A 17,171-nucleotide genomic window follows, 5' to 3' on the forward strand; every position below is an offset into this window, starting at 1 on the left:
GGAATGTTGACCGTCCTAGAACCCGAATCCCTCTACCCCAACACCGAGCTCGAACAGCGCGTCATGGGCGACGGCGTCCGCATCCTCACCGGCACCGCCAAAAAATCGCTCATGGAGCTCCCCGACGAGCTCTGCGCCGAGGTCGAGGGCCTCATGACCCTCCGCCTCGCCGTCCCCGCCGAGGCCTTGGCAAAGTTCCCCAAGCTCAAGGTCGTGATCCGCATGGGCGTGGGCTACGATCGCGTGGACCGCGCCGAATGCGCGCGCCGCGGCATCACCGTCTGCAACATCCCCGACTACGGCACGCAGGAGGTCGCGGACACCGCCATCGCCCTCACCGTCGCGCTGCGCCGCGGGCTGGTGCTGCACCACGACGCGCAGCGGCAGGACCCGCCGGCCGCCTGGGGCGTCATCCAGAACCCCATCGTCCGCCGCCTCGAGGTGCAGACCTTCGGCGTGCTCGGCCTGGGGCGCATCGGCACGGCGGCGGCGCTGCGGGCCAAGGCGCTCGGCTTCAAGGTCGCCTTCTTCGACCCCGCGCTGCCCAACGGCGCCGATCGCGCGATCGGCGTGCAGCGCGTGGACAGCCTGGAGGCGCTGATGGAAGTCTCCGACGTGCTCTCCATCCACTGCCCGCTCACGCGGAAGACGCGCGGCCTGGTCGGCGCGAAGGAGCTGGCGCTGCTGCCCAAGAACGCGGTGGTGATCAACACCGCGCGCGGCCCGATCCTGGACATCGATGCGCTGGAGGCCGCCCTGCGCTCCGGCCACATCGCGGCGGCCGGGCTGGACGTGGTCCCGGTGGAGCCGCCAGTCGATCCCGTGCCGAAGCTGATGCAGGCCTATCGCGCCAGGGAGTCCTGGCTGATGGGCCGTCTGGTGATCATGCCGCACGTCGCCTTCCACAGCCCCGAGGCCTGGGACGACATCCGCCTGAAGAGTGCGGAGACGATGCGGGACGTGCTGGTGCGCGGCCTGAAGACCAACGTGATCCCTCCCGAGAGCGATTAGGTCTCCGCAGGGGTTTGGGGAGCCCGTGGCTCCCCGGCGGGGTGCGGGGCGGCGCCCCGCTCTTCCCCTGAATCTTCTTGATTTGTTCTTGATTAATTTCCTATCCTGACCGGATGCCCTCTCCCCTCCGCATCCCCCACGCCCCTCTCTCCGATGCCGAATGGGCCGCCCTTCTCCCCTATCTCTCCGACGAGGCCCGCGGCCGCCCCTGCGACCACCGCGCGCGTTTCGACGCCATCTTCCGTGTCGCCGCCACCGACGGACCCTGGAGCGACCTCCCCGAGCCCTACGGCAAGCCCGACACCATCTCCCGCTACTTCCGACGCCTCACCCATGCCGCGCTCTGGGAGCGCCTGCTGATCGGCCTGTCCCTCGCCACGGCGGACCACCCGCTCCGCCGCATCCAGGGCCTGATCTGCCGCGCCACCCGCCGCGCCATCCGCATCCGCGGCCTCGCGCTCATCGTCCTGATCCGACGCCTCAACCTCAAGCGCGCCCTGCCCGGCCCACCCTGGATGTGCCCCGATCCGGATTTGTCCGAAATCATCCCGAAGCTGCCGATCAGGGAGCGACTGTCCGGATGGCGTCGCGACAAGCAGGCCGCGCGCGACTTCATCCGCGGCCTCAAGAGCCTCCACACCCTCGTCGCAGGCCGCCGGTACATCCCCCGCGCCCTCAAGGTCTCCTGGCCGTGAGAATCCATCCGCGAATTCCGGCGGAATCCCCGGACGGGCTGTCAGCCTTCCAGGGCTCGCGCCAGCGCGGCGCTCAGCCCCGCGCTGGGTGCCGGCTGCATCGGCACCGTCCCCGGCCGTGCCTCCTGCGCGGCTTCGAGCGTGACGCGCAGGCAGTCCAGCACCGGCACGCTCACGCGCGATTGCAGCCGGTCCGCCAGCCCCACCAGCCCCGCCCCGCCGAGCACCACCACATCCGCCCCGGCCGCGACCTGCTCTTCCGCGGCCTCGGCCAGCAGGTCCAGCGCGCGCTCCGGCTCGCGGGCGATCATGTCGCCGGTGGGCGTGACGGCAGCGACGCGCACCTGGTCGGCGGCATAGCCGCGCAGAACAGCGAATTCCTGCAGCATGGGCACCCAGGCCGTCCCGCCCGTCAGCAGCGCCACGACGGGGGCGCGCAGGCCGGCGAGCGGGTGCGCCGCCACGCGGAGGGCGGCCGGGATGGAGGCGTCGGCCAGGCCGAGGATGGGGATCGAGAACATCTCCCGCGCGGCATCGATCCCGGGGTCGCCGAAGCAGGCGATGATGGCGGCGTCGAAGCCTTCCGGGTTGTCCACGCCGATGCGCTCGGCCAGCAGGTCGAGCACCGCATGCGCCGCGATGGCCGAGGCCGCGCGTGTCGCGATGTAGCGCGCGCCGAAGCGGGCGGTGGCGGGCACGATCTCGTCGCCGCACATCGCGCGGGCCGCGACGGCCAGCTTTTCGGTGATCGCGGCATCGGTGTTGCCGTTGAGGAGGAGCAGCTTCATCGGAAGGCAGTTCTGCCCCGGGCTTGGGCAAAGGCAAGGGGGATTCGGCGAATCCGGCCCGGTTCCGCCTTGCCCGGCGGGGGCGGCGCGGCGCTAGATAAGCTGAGAGACCGTTTGGAAACTCCGGCGGGTCGGTTTCGCGGGTCTTTTCCGCGCCTGGTGCGTTGCCGGACTTGCCGATGCCACCAGCATCGGCCGTGTCCGGCGCCTTCCAGGCCCGAAAAATCCCTCGCGAACCCTCCGCCGCCGGAATTTCCAAACGGTCTCCCGGGGAGACTGGCCGATGCTGTTGTACCTGCTGCGCCGATTGCTCTACGCGGTGCCGATCGCGCTGGCGGTGGGCTTCGTGTGCTTCATGCTCGTCCAGATCGCGCCCGGCGACCCCATCAACGCCATCGTCCCCCCCGACGCGCCGCAGGAGGTGGTGGAGCAGGTCCGCCGTGACTACGGGCTCGACAAGCCGCTGCCGGTGCAGTTCGGGATCTGGCTCTCCAAGGTGGTGCAGGGCGACCTCGGCCGCTCGCTGGCGACGGGGCGGCCGGTGTGGAGCGACCTGCATTCCGCCATCGGCAACACGCTGATGCTGGCGGCCGCGGCCTCGATGCTGGGCTTCATCATGGGCTGCATCCTGGGCGGGCTGGCGGGGACCTTCCGCGGGAGCCTGCTGGACCGGGCGGCGGTGACGGTGGCGGTCGCCGGCGTGTCGGTGCCGCATTACTGGCTCGGCATGGTGATGGTCGTGATCTTCTCGGTGCAGCTGAACTGGCTGCCGGCGATGGGCGCGGGGCCGGGCGGGAGCTCGGACTGGGCCTGGAACTGGGAGCACATCCAGCACCTGGTGCTGCCGGCGGTGACGCTGTCGGTGATCCCGATGGGCATCGTGACGCGGACGGTGCGCGGCATCGTGGCGGAGATCATGAACCAGGAGTTCGTGACGGCGCTGCGCGGCAAGGGCCTGACGTCGTGGAACATCTTTCTGCACGTCGTGAAGAACGCGGCGCCGAACGCGCTGGCGGTGATCGGGCTGCAGCTGGGCTACCTGATGGGCGGCTCGATCCTGGTGGAGACCGTGTTCTCCTGGCCGGGGACGGGTCTGCTGCTGAACAGCGCGATCTTCCAGCGCGACCTGCCGGTGCTCCAGGGGACGATCCTGGTGCTGGCGATGTTCTTCGTGGGGCTGAACCTCGTGGTGGACCTGATCCAGACGACCCTCGATCCGCGGATCAAAAGAGCATGATCCGCGGCCCCTTCCCCAGCGCGCCTTCGGCGCGACGGATCAAAAGAGCATGATCCGCGGCCCCTTCCCCAGCGCGCCTCCGGGCGCGACGGATCAAAAGAGCATGATCCGCGGCCTTTTCCCTAGCGCGCCTTCGGCGCGACGGATCAAAAGAGCATGAGCACGACGACAGCCGCGAGCGCGGAGCTCGCCGTCCAGGCCAAGCAGGCCGTCGCGAAGTCGCAGGGCTATTGGGCCGGGGTGTGGAAGCGGCTGCGGCGCGATCCCGTGGCGATCGGCTGCGGCTGCGTGCTGCTGGTGATGCTCTGCGTGATCCTGCTGGCGCCCTGGATCGCGCCGCACGACCCCTACCAGGGCAGCATGATCCGGCGGCTGCGGCCGATGGGCACGCCCAACTACCCGCTCGGCACCGACGAGCTGGGGCGCGACATGCTGACGCGGCTGATCTTCGGCGGGCGGCTCTCCTGGTTCATGGGGATCGTACCGGTGGCGCTGGCCTTCGTGGTCGGCACGACGCTCGGCGTGCTGGCGGGCTTCGCGGGCGGGCGGCTGAACATGCTGATCATGCGCGTGACGGACGTGTTTTATGCGTTCCCCTCCGTGCTGCTGGCGGTGGCGATTTCCGGCGCCTTGGGGGCGGGCATCATGAACGCCATCCTGGCGCTGACCTTGGTCTTCGTGCCGCCGATCATCCGGGTCGCGGAATCCGTGACGACGGGCGTGCGGAACCTGGACTTCGTGGATGCGGCGCGGGCCTCGGGCGCCTCGGCCTTCACCATCGTGCGGGTGCATGTGCTGGGGAACGTGCTGGGGCCGATCTTCGTCTATTCGACCTCGCTGATCAGCGTGTGCATGATCCTGGCCTCGGGGCTGAGCTTCCTGGGCCTCGGCACGCGGCCGCCGGAGCCGGAATGGGGGCTGATGCTGAACACGCTGCGCACGGCGATCTACGTGCAGCCCTGGGTCGCGGTGCTGCCGGGCGTGTGCATCTTCGTGACGTCGATCTGCTTCAACCTCGTGAGCGACGGGCTGCGGCAGGCCATGGACGTCAAAGGCTGACGAAGTCAGCCTTTGACGTTGGTTGCGGGGGGTGCAGGGGGCCGCATGGCCCCCGCCCATTTTCCGTCCCTCGCAAACCGGCGATCCGTGACCAGTTCATTCCGGAACTGATCAGGATCGATCCATGCCCGTCTCCACCTACCGGCTCTCCGTTCCGGTGTTCCGCCGCGGCCTCGCCGCGCTGTCGCACGGCCTGACCAAGGCCGAGGCCTTCGCCACCGAGACCGGCCGCCCGCCGGAGGAGATCCTCGGCGCACGGCTGGCGCCCGACATGCTGGTCTATTCCGCGCAGATCCAGCGCGTCAGCGACACCAGCAAGAACGCCATCGGCCGCATCCTCGGCGTCGCGCCGCCCGCCATGCCGGACGAGGAGAAGACCTTCGCGGAGCTGCAGGACCGCATCGCGCGCACCGTCGCCTATCTCGACGCCCAGGACGAGGCGACGATCGACGCCCGCTCGGGCGCCGAGGTCGTGATGAAGCTCGGCGGGCAGGAGATCACCTTCACGACGGAAGAGTTCCTCCTGCAATTCGCCCTGCCGAACTTCTACTTCCACGTCGCCACGGCGCACGGGATCCTGCGGCAGCTCGGCGTGGCCATCGGCAAGCGGGACTATCTCGGCGCCGCCTGACGGCAGGGCGCTGGCGTGCTGCGGCGCAGCATGCCACGCTGTCCTTATGATGACCGCCGCTGTTTCGCGGCGAGCCCTGCTCGCCGCCACCGCCCTGCCCGCCGCCGCCCAGGCGCAGGATCGCCGCCCGCTGCGCATGCTCGTCGGCTTCCCGCCAGGCAGCGGCCTCGACCTGATGGCGCGGCTGGTGGCCGAGCGCCTGCCGGGCAAGCTCGGCGGGCGCCCTGTCGTCGTGGAGAACCGCGCCGGCGGTGGCGGTCGCATCGCCGCCGAGGCGCTGGCCCGGCTGCCGGGCGACGGCACGGCCATCATGATGGCGCCCATCGTCGTGCCGGTCTTCTTCCCCTTCCTCTATGCGAACCTGCCCTTCGACCCGCTGAAGGACATCGCCCCCGTCGCCATGGTGACCAGCTTCACCTTCGCGCTCGCCGTCCGCGCCGATCATCCCGCGAGGAACCTCGAGGAGTTCGTCGCCTGGGCGAAGGAGCAGGGCGACCGCGCCAGCTACGGCTCGCTCTCCGCCGGCACGCCAGCGCATTTCCTCGGCGTGATGTTCAACCGCGCGGCCGGCACGCAGATGGTGCACGTGCCCTATCGCGGCTCCGGCCCGCTGGTGGTGGCGCTGCTGGGCGGCGAGCTGCCCTGCGGCTTCACCACGACAGCCAGCATGGTGCCGCATCTCCAGAGCGGCGCACTGCGTGCCATCGCGGTGACGGGCGCGACCCGTTCGCCCCTGCTGCCGGACGTGCCGAGCTTTTCCGAGTCCGGGCTGGACCTCGCGGAGATGGGCAAGGCGGAGATGTGGTACGGCCTCTTCGCCCCTGGCACGACACCGCCCGAGACGGTGAACGCCACGGCCGAGGCGGTGCTCTCGATCGTTGCCGATCCGGAGGTCGCGCAGCGCCTGGTCGCGCTGGATCTCGCGCCGCGGCCGCTGGGGCCCGTGGCCTTCTCCGCTGCCATCGCCGAGGATGTCGCGCGCTGGGGACCGATCATCCGCAGCACGGGATTCCGGCTGGAGGACTGACATCCATGGCGAGCGTGACCTTCCTCGGCACCGGCGGGCCGCGCCGCGACCCCACACGCAACGCGACCGCGCTCCTGCTGCGCAGCGGCGAGGAGGAGGTGCTGATCGATTCCGGTCGTGGCGCCCTGCTCGGCATGGGCAAAGCCGGCGCCGCGATCCCGAAGCTCGGCCGCGTGCTGCTGACGCACCACCATTTCGACCATATCGGCGACCTCTACGACGTGATCCTCAACACCTGGCTGGAGGGCCGGAAGCACAAGCTGGTCATCGAGGGGCCGCCGGGCACCAAGGGCATCGTCGATGCGCTGCTGACCCAGGTCTACGACCGCGACCTCACCTGGCGCAGCCTGGGTGAACCCGCGCATGGCGGCTGGGCGCCGGTGGAGGTGCGCGAGATCGGGCCGGGCGAGGCCGTCGAAGGCCAGGGTTGGCGCGCGACCGCGGAGGAGGTGAGCCACGGCAACGGCCTGCCGACCCTGCCGCCGGCCTTCCTGCGCCGCTGGATCTGCTACGGCTACCGCTTCGAGGTCGGCGGAAAGGTCTTCGCCTTCAGCGGCGACACGGTGGACTGCCCCGGCCTGCGGCGGCTCGCCGAAGGCGCCGATGTGCTGGCCATGTGCTGCTACGCCAGCTCGAAGGAGCTGAGCGCGGGACACTGGAAGCTGCTTTCCCAATACACGCTGGCCTGCGGCGACACGGTGGGGAAGATCGCGCAGTCCTGCGGCGTGAAGCACCTCGTCCTGACGCACCACAAGCCACGCCCCGCTCCCGGCTGGGAGCAGGACCTGCTGGACGAGGTGGCGGCCGACTTCTCCGGGAAGCTCAGCCTCGCCTTCGACGGGTTCTCCGTCGAGCTCTGAGATCACCGTTGCATCGCGGCCCAATCCTTATACCCTCCTTGCGAAGGTTTCGGAGAAAGCGATGTCTGTCTCCCTCGAGGATGCCGAGCGCGTCCATCGCGGCGCCATCCTCATCGACGACGTCTGCCCGCTGGTGCAGACCCGGAAGTATCTCGACTGGTACGCCGAGGGCGGCTTTACCGCGACGGCGCCCACCGTCGCGATCTACGAGAACGCCTGGCAGACCATCAAGGAGCTCGGCGCCTGGCACGACCATGTGCGCCGCCATCCGGAGCTGCTGATCGTCCGCACCGCCGCGGACATCGAGCGCGCGAAGCGCGAGGGCCGTCTCGGCCTCATCCTGCACTTCCAGAACACCGATCCCGTGGAGAACGACCTCAACCTCGTCGACGCCTACAAGGCGCTCGGCGTGGGCGTGATGCAGCTCTGCTACAACGTGCGGAACCGCGTGGGCACCGGCGCCACCGAGGAGCGCGACGAGGGCCTCAGCCGCTTCGGCCAGAAGTTCGTGGAGCGCTGCAACGAGGTCGGCGTGGTGGTCGACTGCTCGCACACGGGACGGCAGACCACGCTGGATGCGATCGCGCATTCGCAGAAGCCGGTCATCATCTCGCACGCCAATCCCAAGGGCGTCTTCGACTGCCAGCGCAACATCGACGACGTGCAGATCCGCGCGATCGCCGACAAGGGCGGCGTGATCGGCGTGGTGGGCTACGCCTATTTCCTCGGGCGTGAGGTCCGGCCAACGCTGGACCGCTACATCGACCACATGGACTACCTCGTGCGCGTGGCGGGCGTGGACCACGTCTGCATCGGCATCGACTACTTCCGCTTCCAGGAGCCGGTCGCCACGCTGGCCGAGGCGCAGGCCATGTACGACGCCGCCATCTCCTCCGGGAAATGGTCGCGCGAAACCTATGCGCCGCCGCCCTACTGGTACCCTGAGGGCATCGAGACGCCGCGCACCATGCTGAACCTCACGCGGCGCCTGCTGGAGCGCGGCTATTCCGAGGAAGCGATCGGAAAGATCTACGGCGGCAACCTGCTGCGCGTGTACCGCGACATCTGGGGAGGCTGAGGCGATGACGACACCAGTTTTTCAGCGCCGCGCGATGATGCTCGCCGCCGCCGCGATCCCGGCGGCTGCGCAGGCGCAGGCCCCGGGCTTTCCGTCACGACAGATCAGCATCGTCGTCCCCTATGGCGCGGGCTCCAGCACCGACATCCTCGGCCGCGTGCTGGCGCCGCCGCTGTCGGCGCAGCTCGGCCAGACGGTGGTGGTGGAGAACCGCGTCGGCGCCGGCGGCACGATCGGCATGGGTTACGTCGCGCGCAGCCAGCCGGACGGACACACGATGGCGCTGACCTCGGCCAGCGCGGGGCCGGTGAACCGGGCGCTCTTCCGCAACCTGGGCTACGACCCCGTGCGCGACCTCAGCCTCGTCGCGCTGACCAACATCTCCTTCAACGCCCTGGTCGTGCCGGGCAACAGCCCGTCCAGCTCGCTGGCCGAGTTCGTCGCGCGCGCCAAGGCGCCCGGGGCGCCGGCGCTGCGCTACTTCTCGCCGGGCAACGGCACCTCGCAGCATCTTTCCGCGGTCCTGCTGTCCCAGCTCCTGGGCGTGCGGATGGAGCACATTCCCTATCGCGGCCCGGCCGAGGGGCTGACCGCCGTCATGACCGGCGAGGTGGAGTTCGGCTTCGCCTCGCTCTCTTCCATCGTCGGCATGCTGCGCGAGGGACGGGTGAAGGCCTTCGGCCTCACCGGGCGCCAGCGCTCCCGCGCCCTGCCGGACGTCCCGCTCCTGGCCGAGCTGGGCTACCCGCCCTTCTCGGACGTGCTGGTCTGGACGGGCCTCGCGGTGCCCAAGGCCACGCCGGAGGCGACCAAGGAGGCGCTGCGGGCCGCGGTCGGCTCCGTGCTGGATCTCCCGGCGACGCAGGAGCGGTTCGCGCAGATCGGCATCGAGCGGGTGCCGCCCATGACGCTCGCCGAGATGGATGCCTTCATGGAGCAGCAGCTCGCACTGTGGGAAGGGCTCGTGCGGGATTCCGGCGCCCGGGTGGATTGATCCTCAGGCCGCCTTCTTCGCGGCCTGCGCCCCGCCCCAGAGCGAGCCGGGATTGGCGCGGTTGGGATGGAGCTCCAGCATTGCGTCGTAGAGCTCGCGCGCGCTCGACGTCATCGCATCCAGGCGGTTGAAGTCGCGCAGATATTGCCGTGTCGCCGCGATATCGCGGGGATCGTCGTCGTTCTCCGGGATCTTGTGGCCGGCGATGACGGCCTTCGGCCTCAGCGCCTCGAGCTTGTCGAGGGCCGCCATCCATTGAATCCGGCTCTGCGTGGTGGTCTCGGCCAGGTAGGGGTGGATCCCGTTGTAGACGACGTCCCCCGCCACGATCAGGTCGACGGATGGGACGTGCAGGCTCGTGGAGTTCGCCGTGTCGGTCCGTCCCGTCTTCACGGCAACGAGGCGGTGGCCCTCCAGCTCGAGCTCGTCATGGTCCAGCGGCGCGGCCCCCAGCAGGCGATCGGGGATCTGCCCGGGAAGGCGCTTGCGCCAGAACTCGATCGATTCCGGCGAGAGCTGCGCCTGCATCGCCTGGACGACCTCCGCGACCGCGACCGCCCTGGCCAGCGGGAAGTGCTCCAGAAGCGGCGCCAGGCCGAAGAAGTGGTCGCCATGCGCATGGGTGATGTAGACCGCCGTCAGGTTCCTGCCGCTCGCGACCACCCAGTCCAGCAGGATCCGCGATTGATCGGCGGTCAGGAAGGTGTCGACGAGAACGGCGTCCCGCTGGCCGGAAATGAGGGTCGAGGAATTGGCGACCCAGGCCCATTTCTCCTGGCCGGGAGGCACATTGGGATTCAGGCCAGGCCGCTTCACCGTGAGGACATTCCAGGTGAGGGCGGAGTCCGCCGCGCCGATCGGGCTCATCCTCGTCTTCCTCAGGCAGCCCGCACGGCGGCGGCCACCGTATCGATCTTGTGGTCCAGGGAAGCCGCGATCTCCGCCAGCTCCGGACGCCCGAGCGTCGCGAGAAAGGAGGAAGGGCGGTCGTAGCCGATGACCGCTCCCCGGCCATTCCCGTCGTCGTAGAGCGCTACGCGGAACGGCACGTAGAAGCCTCCGCGGATATCGATGCTGATGATCTGATTCGCGATCACCGGATTGCCCACGAGGTAGAGGGAGCATCGCTTCTCGCGGCCTGACAGCGAGGCGACCTTTCCCAGGTCGAGGCGCACGATGATCATCAGGCCCAGCGAGCCCCCGACCTCCCCGATCTCCCGCTCGACCTCGCTCCACGCCGCCTTCCGTTCCACGAGGCGCTGTGTCGTCGCCGGATCGAGGTGCCCGAGTTCCTGCTCGAAGGCCTGGACCAGGGCGTCGTAGCTCAATCCCGTGGCGACGCTCGTGTGCTGGATGGGGGCGCTTTGCACGGATGTGTCGCCATCGCTCATGACCGGTCTCCCCTGGAGGATTTCGAGCGTTTCCGTCAGCGCGCCGGTCATTCCCGGCGACGTTGATCTGCGACACCACCCATAGGCCCGTTGCCGGCTGGCGGTATTTCCTCCGGGTCAGGCGGGTTTCGATTTCGCACTGCGCCGTGATGCCGCCCGTGGTCGCAAGGGAAGCACTCAAGCCGCGGGCCTGAACCGGGATGGCGCGCCTTCGCTCACCCGTCCCGCAAAGCCGGTCTCGCTTCAGCCCGCATCCATCTGGATGCCCTCGCGCTGCACGACCGCGGCCCATTTCCGCGTCTCGGCCGCCACGAAATCGGCGAAGCCCTCGGGGCTCAGCTTCAGCGGCACGCCGCCCAGATCGGCGAAACGGCGCTGCGTGTCCGGCAGGTCGAGCCAGGCGTTCACCTCGGCGTTGATGGCCTGCACCATTGCATTCGGCATGCCAGCCGGACCGAAGATGCCGAACCAGGTGTTCACCTCGTAATTGGCGAGCTCCGGCATGGTCTCCCACATCGCCGGCACGTCGGGCAGCTGCGTGCTGCGCTCCCGGCTGGTGACGGCCAGCGCGCGCACGCGGCCCGCCCGGATGTGCTCGATCACGCCCGTCAGATTGTCGATGAGGAAGTTCACGTTGCCGGCCAGCAGGTCCACCTGCGCCGGGCCCGAGCCACGGAAGGGCACGTGGATGGCGTCGGCGTTCAGCATCTGCAGCATCAGCACCGGCGAGAGGTGGGTGGACTGCCCCACGCCGGTCGAGGCGTAGCTGATCCGGCCGGGCTGCGCACGGATGAGCGCCACGAGCTCCGCCACGCTGTTCGCGGGGATGCTGTTGTTCACCACCAGCACGTTGGGCCCGGTGATGGTGCCGGCAATGCACAGCACCTGCTCCGCCCGGTAGGGGAGGTTGCGGACCAGCGAATAGGCGATGGCCTGCGGGCCGATATTGCCGGACATGATGGTCGTGCCGTCAGGCCGCGAGCGCACCATCTCGAGCGTGCAGATGGTGCCGCCGGCGCCGGCGCGGTTCTCGGCCACGACCGAGACGCCCCAGCGCGCCTGCAGCCGCGGCGAGAGCAGCCGGGCCATGATGTCCGTGGTGCCGCCCGGCGCGGCCGCGACGAGCAGCCGCACCTGCTGGGCCGGCTTCCAGTCCTCGGCCCGTGCGGTCAGCGGCAGCGCGGCGGCGGCAGGCAGGGCCAGCGCGGCCCTGCGGGACAGATCCTGCATCAAGTTTTCTCCCTGTCTTGGTTGGCAGGGAGGATGGCGCGTTTTGGGCGCCTAGGACACATCCATTTGCAGGCCTTCGCGCCGGATCACGCCGCGCCACTTCTCGATCTCGTTGTTCACGAAGCTCGCGAACTGCTCGGGCGTGCCCCAGAGCGAGACGCTGCCGATCTGCGCCACGCGCGCCTTGAAGGCGTCGGTCTCGGAGAGGACGCGCATCTGCTCGTTCAGTGCCTGCACGATATGGGCGGGCGTGCCGGCCTGGTAGAACTTGCCGAACCAGGTGTTCACCTCGAAATCCGCCAGCTCGGGCATGGTCTCACGCGCGGCCGGCACGTCGGGGAGCTGCGGGTTCCGCTCGGCGCTGGAAACGGCGATGGCGCGCACGCGGCCCCCGCGGATCTGCTCGATGCCGCTCGAGAGATTGTCCCACATGTACTGGATGTTGCCCGCGACCAGCTCGATCGCGGCCGGGCCGGCGCCGCGGAAGGGCACGTGGATGCCCTCGGTGCCCGTCAGCTGGCTGAACCAGACGGAGGTGAGGTGCCCGCTCTGCCCGATCCCCGGCGAGCCGTAGGAGAGCTTGCCGGGGTTGGCCTTCAGATGCGCCACCAGCTCGGGCACGGTGCGCGCCGGCACCGAAGGATGCACCACCAGCACGTTCGGCCCACGGACGCTCCCGGCGACGGGGATCACACTCTCCGGCCGGTAGGGCAGGTTGCGATAGAGCGAGTAGCCGATGCCCTGCGGGCCGATATTGCCCGAGAGGATGGTGTGCCCGTCCGGAGCCTGCCGCAGGAACTCCTGCGTGCCGATGATCCCGCCCGCGCCGGAGCGGTTGTCCACCACGGCCGTCTGGCCCCAGGCCGCGGTCAGGTGCTGCGCGAGAAGGCGCGCCATCATGTCGGCCGTGCCGCCGGCGGCCGCGGGGCAGATGATCCGGACCTGCTGGGTCGGGCGCCAGCCCTCGGCGCGGGCAGAGGCGATGGCGGGCAAGGCAAGCGGCAGCGCAAGCACGGCGCGCCGGGTGAGGTTGGTCATTCCTGGACTCCTGCGATTTTCGAGGCGTTGCGCGCAGGATAACGGGAATGGGTTAACAGAACATGGCCGTGCGCCGCCGATCGCGGCATTCCGGCCATGCATGGCGGCCGTTCAGCGCATCGCCAGGCTCAGCGGCGCGATCTGGTCGCCATCGCGTCCGCGGTAGTCGCGGCCCATGGCGTCGCGCAGCATCCGCGCCTGGGATTCGGCGAGGATTCCCGCGGCCTCGGCCGTGTCGAGCTTCGTCGGCCGCCCGTCGGCCCAGATGGTCTCGCCGCCCACCAGCACGCGCTTCACCGCGCGATCCGCCGCGTGGAAGACCAGCGAGCGCAGCGGGTCGCGCGGCGGCGACATCAGCGGATGCGCGAGGTCCACCAGCGCCACATCGGCCGTCGCCCCGACCACCAGCCGGCCCAGGTCGCTCCGTCCGAGCGCATTGGCGCCGCCCACCGTTGCCGCATGGTAGACGCTGCTGGTGTCGCCCGCCGCCAGGTCGCGCGCGGCGTTGCGGGCGAGGACGATCGCCAGCCGCATCTCCTCGATCAGGTTGTGCGGCGCGCAGTCCGTGCCGAGGCCGATATTGATCCCGCGCGCCCGGTAGTGCCCGAAATTCTTCAGGTGCTCGCCGTAGCGCGCGAAGGGCGAGGGGCAATGCGCGACCGTGGCGCCGCGCTCGGCCATCAGCGGCACGTCGATTGCCGTGTGCCAGCCGATCGAGGCGTGCTCGTCCACGAAGATCGCGTGACCGAGGATGCTGCGCGGCGTCAGCAGCCCGATCCCGGCCGCCCATTGGATCGGCGTGATCCCGTGGCGGCGGATCATCTCGCGCACCTCCACCACGGCCTGGGCGATGTGGGTGGTGAAAGGGCGCCCGGTCTCCTCGGCAAAGGCGATGCTCTCGCGCAGCATCTCCTCCTCGACCGTGTCGATCTGCGCGGGGAAGACGATGCCGGAGAGGCGGCCGGAATTGTCGGCCTCCGCCTCGGCCATCAGCTTCCGGGCCGCCTCGAACTGGATGCGGGCGTTCTCCTGGTTCCACATCCAGGTGACGGTCTGCGGGGCCGACATGCCCCAGCGCGCGGCGGCATAGCCCGGCCCGGCCCAGCAGCGCAGCCCGCTCTCCGCCATGATGCCGAGCCATTCCGGGAAGGGGGCGGAAAGGTCCACCACGCTGGTGACGCCGGCCGACATGAGCTCGGCATAGGCCAGCCGCATGGCGGCGGCCTGGCCCTGCTGGTCGAGGCGAAAACCCTGCGAGCGCTCGAAGAGGCCGGTCATGTCCTGCTCGGGGACACCGTGGTCCTCGCGCACGCCGCGATAGCCGGGCTCGGTGGTCGGATGGGTGTGGATGTTCACAAGGCCGGGCATCACGAGCAGGCGCCGCCCGTCCATGACCTCGGCCCCCGCCGGCGGCTCCGCCTCGGGATCATGCGGCCCGATGGCGGCCACGCGCCCGTCCCGCAGCAGGATGTCGAGGTCGCGGCCATAGACGTGCCGGCTCGCGCCGTCGTCCCAAAGCACGGCCCAGGCGGCGTCGCGGATCAGCAGGGGCGTGGTCATCGCGGGTTCCTTTCCCCGCCTCGCGGGCGGCCTCAGGCCGAGAAGAACTCCGCCAGCCTCGCCCGCAACGCCTTGGGGCGCAACTCGGAATCATAGAGATGGCCGCGGGTCAGCTGCCCGTCCCGCCTGATCACGCCGGGATCCGAGACCAGCCAGGAATCGCGGTCCGTCAGGCCCCAGGTGAGGAAGGTGCGGGTCCCGCCGTCGCGCGCGGCCTGCAGGAAGGCCATCGCGTAATCCGCCACCGCCGCGTCGCGCGCCTCGATCGTCGGCGCGAGCGTGTCGGGCTCGCGGACGTCCAGCTCGGCAACCAGGGTGGCCAGGCCCATGCTGCGCAGCGTGGACAGAAAGGCGATGAAGGGCTCGGGCCGGAAGGGCTCGCGCATCTGCAGGTGGCCCTGGAGGCCGACGGCATCCAGCGGGCAGTTGCGGTCCAGCAGGCCGCGCACCACCCGCAGCAGCCGCTCGCGCTTCGCCGCCGCCCAGGGCGTGTCGGCATAGACGCCGAATTCGGTCAGCGTCAGGCGCAGGGTGGGGTCCGCCTGGCGCGAGAGACGCAGGGCCCGCTCGAGATAGCCGGGGCCGAGCGCCCGGAGCCAGGGCGTCGGGCGCAGGTCGCCGTCGGTCGGGTCGGGATTGTCGCTGCCGGGCGGGTTGGAGATGACCTCGTTCAGGACATCCCAGTCGCGGATGCTCGGCCGGGTCTCCGCCAGGATGGTGGAGATGTGGGTCTCGAGGATCTGCTCCGCCTGCGAGCGGCCCTCGGCCAGCGCGGGGGCGAGCCAGGCCGGCATCGCCTCGTGCCAGACCAGCGCATGGCCGCGGACGCGCTGGTTGTTGGCCTGGGCGAAGCGCAGGACGATGCGCAGCGGCTCGAAGTCGAAGCGGCCGCGCTCGGGCTGGATCACCTCCCACTTGCCTTCCCATTCAGGGACCAGCAGGTCGGCCTCGCGCGCGATCAGCGCGGAGAGAGCCGCATCGGTGCCGAGCAAGGGGCTGCGGACGGCGGTGCCGAAGGTCATCCCGCGGGCCCGGGCGAGCTCGCGCAGGCCAGGAGAGGGGCTCTGGGCGACAGCAGTGCAACCGAGCGGGAGCGTGCCGGCGAGGCCGAGAAGCGCACGCCGCCGCATGCTCAGGCGGCTTGCCGGACGGGCGCGCCCTGGGCAGCCAGCATGCGGAAGAACTTGTCCCGCTTCCAGCAGAGCAGCCGCCAGCCGAAGCGCGCGGCGACATAGGCCATGCGGCCATGCGGATCGAGCCCGACCGACTTGAAGATCATGCTCGTGCTCCGCTCGATGTGGCGGAAGCGGTAATAACTCATCGCCCGGCCCATATAGCCGGCGGAGCAGCGATCGTGCTCATAGGGCACGCCGGGCCCATCGTTGCTGCAGTGGAAGGCGAAGGCGAGCTCGTCGTCCTCGCTCTCCCCGATCCGGCCCATGGCGACGCGCAGGCGCTTGGCGACGGAGAGATTCTCCCGCGCCAGATATCGCTTCATGTGGTCGTAGAAGAGCTTGAAATGCCGGTACTCGTCGGCCGCGATGAGGCGGCAGATCTCCTTCAGCACCGGCTCTTCCGAGGCCTCGCCGAGGGCGGTGTAGTAGCTGGAGGTGCCGGTCTCGACCATGCAGCGGGCGATGAGCTCGCCGGTGCGGGAGCCGCGGATCGAGGCGTCGGCCTTCACGTCGATGGTGTAGCCGGTCCGGTACTTCTCGAAGGCGGGCATGTATTCGAAGGAGGGATCGGCGAGGCTGGCCCAGCGGCCGAGCGCGTCGCCGTGCTGGACCTCCTCGACGGCCCAGTGGTCGGCGGCCTGGGCGAAGTCCGGATCGTCGCGGAAGACGCTCTTGAGGTAGAGGGCGTAGTCGTCGCCGTTGCGCTCGACCATGGCCGCGGCCTTAACGAGGGGTACGACCTCGGGATCGACCTTGGAGGGGTCGAAGCGGTCCCAGGCCACCTGCTCGATCGTCCAGTGCTTCATGCCACCAACTTTTGGGAGCGCGACTCACGCCCCGGGCCGATTCGGCCCCGGACGATCACGATCCCTTATCCCGCTTTGCAGAAATGCGGGAAGAAGATTGGATTTTCAAGCGGCTTCGGCGGAATCGAGCATGGCCCGCATCGCAAGCAGCTTCGCCATCGCCGCATCACGGCGCTCCGGCGATTCCAGGGTTGCCGCATTGTAAGCCGCGTCGGCCTCGGCGATGCGCCGCTCGGCCTCGGCCTTGGACAGCTCGGCGACCGGGGTGGCCTCATCGGCGAGGACGGTCACGCGCTCCGGCGTCACCTCGGCGAAGCCTCCGGCGACGAAGAGGCGCTCGGCGTCCTTGCCGCCTTCGATCACCCGGATGACGCCGCCGCGCAGGGCCACGATCATCGGCGCATGGCCGGGCAGCACGCCCATCTCGCCCTCGGCGGCGGGGATGACGACCATCTCCACCTGACGGGAGAGGAGCAGCTTTTCCGGCGAGACCAGTTCGAGTTGGAAGGTGGCCATGCGAGTTCCCCGTCAGTCCCAGCGACCAGCGGGACCGTCCCCGCTTATCGCCAACTTTACATCCATCCGGCCGCG

Annotated in this window: 18 protein-coding genes; 9 read left to right on the plus strand and 9 right to left on the minus strand. The window is 69.8% G+C overall.

Annotated elements, in window-relative coordinates; genetic code table 11:
- The first annotated feature begins 3 nt into the window (after positions 1–3).
- Positions 4–1,011: a C-terminal binding protein gene (locus tag AC1ROY_RS02835; protein ID WP_493146937.1), complete on the plus strand. Its 1,008-nt coding sequence runs from the start codon at positions 4–6 to the stop codon at positions 1,009–1,011.
- A 113-nt stretch (positions 1,012–1,124) separates the two neighbouring features.
- Complete coding sequence (locus tag AC1ROY_RS02840; RefSeq protein WP_493146939.1) at positions 1,125–1,706, plus strand: transposase; 582 nt, start codon at positions 1,125–1,127, stop codon at positions 1,704–1,706.
- 41 nt (positions 1,707–1,747) lie between these two features.
- Here the strand turns inward: AC1ROY_RS02840 and AC1ROY_RS02845 are convergent, their stop codons facing one another.
- Positions 1,748–2,494, minus strand: a complete 747-nt coding sequence (locus AC1ROY_RS02845; protein ID WP_493146940.1) for an aspartate/glutamate racemase family protein — start codon at positions 2,492–2,494, stop codon at positions 1,748–1,750.
- A 283-nt stretch (positions 2,495–2,777) separates the two neighbouring features.
- Here AC1ROY_RS02845 and AC1ROY_RS02850 point away from each other — a divergent pair, with 283 nt between their 5' ends.
- The 7 genes from AC1ROY_RS02850 to AC1ROY_RS02880 all read left to right on the plus strand — a co-directional run bounded on the left by AC1ROY_RS02850 (position 2,778) and on the right by AC1ROY_RS02880 (position 9,380).
- Positions 2,778–3,731: an ABC transporter permease gene (locus tag AC1ROY_RS02850; protein ID WP_493146941.1), complete on the plus strand. Its 954-nt coding sequence runs from the start codon at positions 2,778–2,780 to the stop codon at positions 3,729–3,731.
- Between the two features lie 156 nt (positions 3,732–3,887).
- Positions 3,888–4,790, plus strand: coding sequence for an ABC transporter permease (locus AC1ROY_RS02855; protein WP_493146942.1), 903 nt, complete (start codon positions 3,888–3,890; stop codon positions 4,788–4,790).
- 124 nt (positions 4,791–4,914) lie between these two features.
- Positions 4,915–5,421, plus strand: coding sequence for a DUF1993 domain-containing protein (locus AC1ROY_RS02860; RefSeq protein WP_493146944.1), 507 nt, complete (start codon positions 4,915–4,917; stop codon positions 5,419–5,421).
- 49 nt (positions 5,422–5,470) lie between these two features.
- Entirely contained in the window at positions 5,471–6,448 is a 978-nt protein-coding gene (locus AC1ROY_RS02865; protein ID WP_493146946.1) for a Bug family tripartite tricarboxylate transporter substrate binding protein, read from the plus strand.
- A 5-nt stretch (positions 6,449–6,453) separates the two neighbouring features.
- A complete protein-coding gene (locus AC1ROY_RS02870; protein ID WP_493146947.1) occupies positions 6,454–7,308 on the plus strand; it encodes an MBL fold metallo-hydrolase in 855 nt (284 codons plus the stop codon).
- 61 nt (positions 7,309–7,369) lie between these two features.
- On the plus strand, positions 7,370–8,386 hold the full coding sequence (locus tag AC1ROY_RS02875) for a dipeptidase (RefSeq protein ID WP_493146949.1): 1,017 nt from the start codon (positions 7,370–7,372) through the stop codon (positions 8,384–8,386).
- 4 nt (positions 8,387–8,390) lie between these two features.
- Complete coding sequence (locus AC1ROY_RS02880) at positions 8,391–9,380, plus strand: Bug family tripartite tricarboxylate transporter substrate binding protein (protein ID WP_493146950.1); 990 nt, start codon at positions 8,391–8,393, stop codon at positions 9,378–9,380.
- 3 nt (positions 9,381–9,383) lie between these two features.
- Here the strand turns inward: AC1ROY_RS02880 and AC1ROY_RS02885 are convergent, their stop codons facing one another.
- From AC1ROY_RS02885 to AC1ROY_RS02920, 8 genes are all read right to left on the minus strand, one after another.
- Positions 9,384–10,247, minus strand: a complete 864-nt coding sequence (locus AC1ROY_RS02885) for an MBL fold metallo-hydrolase (RefSeq protein WP_493146952.1) — start codon at positions 10,245–10,247, stop codon at positions 9,384–9,386.
- Positions 10,248–10,258: 11 nt separating this feature from the next.
- Entirely contained in the window at positions 10,259–10,822 is a 564-nt protein-coding gene (locus AC1ROY_RS02890) for a DUF302 domain-containing protein (protein ID WP_493146954.1), read from the minus strand.
- A gap of 192 nt (positions 10,823–11,014) precedes the next feature.
- Positions 11,015–12,001: a Bug family tripartite tricarboxylate transporter substrate binding protein gene (locus AC1ROY_RS02895; protein ID WP_493146955.1), complete on the minus strand. Its 987-nt coding sequence runs from the start codon at positions 11,999–12,001 to the stop codon at positions 11,015–11,017.
- A gap of 51 nt (positions 12,002–12,052) precedes the next feature.
- Positions 12,053–13,039, minus strand: a complete 987-nt coding sequence (locus AC1ROY_RS02900) for a Bug family tripartite tricarboxylate transporter substrate binding protein (protein ID WP_493146956.1) — start codon at positions 13,037–13,039, stop codon at positions 12,053–12,055.
- Positions 13,040–13,150: 111 nt separating this feature from the next.
- Positions 13,151–14,599 carry an amidohydrolase family protein gene (locus AC1ROY_RS02905; protein WP_493146957.1) on the minus strand — a complete coding sequence of 483 codons (1,449 nt, stop codon included), beginning with the start codon at positions 14,597–14,599 and terminating at the stop codon, positions 13,151–13,153.
- Positions 14,600–14,631: 32 nt separating this feature from the next.
- The gene (locus AC1ROY_RS02910) at positions 14,632–15,729 is read right to left on the minus strand and encodes an endo-1,4-beta-xylanase (protein WP_493146958.1); all 1,098 of its coding nucleotides are present in this window, start codon (positions 15,727–15,729) and stop codon (positions 14,632–14,634) included.
- A gap of 2 nt (positions 15,730–15,731) precedes the next feature.
- Entirely contained in the window at positions 15,732–16,580 is an 849-nt protein-coding gene (locus tag AC1ROY_RS02915) for an acyl-ACP desaturase (protein WP_493146959.1), read from the minus strand.
- A 105-nt stretch (positions 16,581–16,685) separates the two neighbouring features.
- Positions 16,686–17,096, minus strand: coding sequence for a F0F1 ATP synthase subunit epsilon (locus tag AC1ROY_RS02920; RefSeq protein ID WP_493146960.1), 411 nt, complete (start codon positions 17,094–17,096; stop codon positions 16,686–16,688).
- Positions 17,097–17,171 lie beyond the last annotated feature (75 nt).

This window comes from Roseococcus sp. GW821-FHT12F05 (assembly GCF_058806835.1).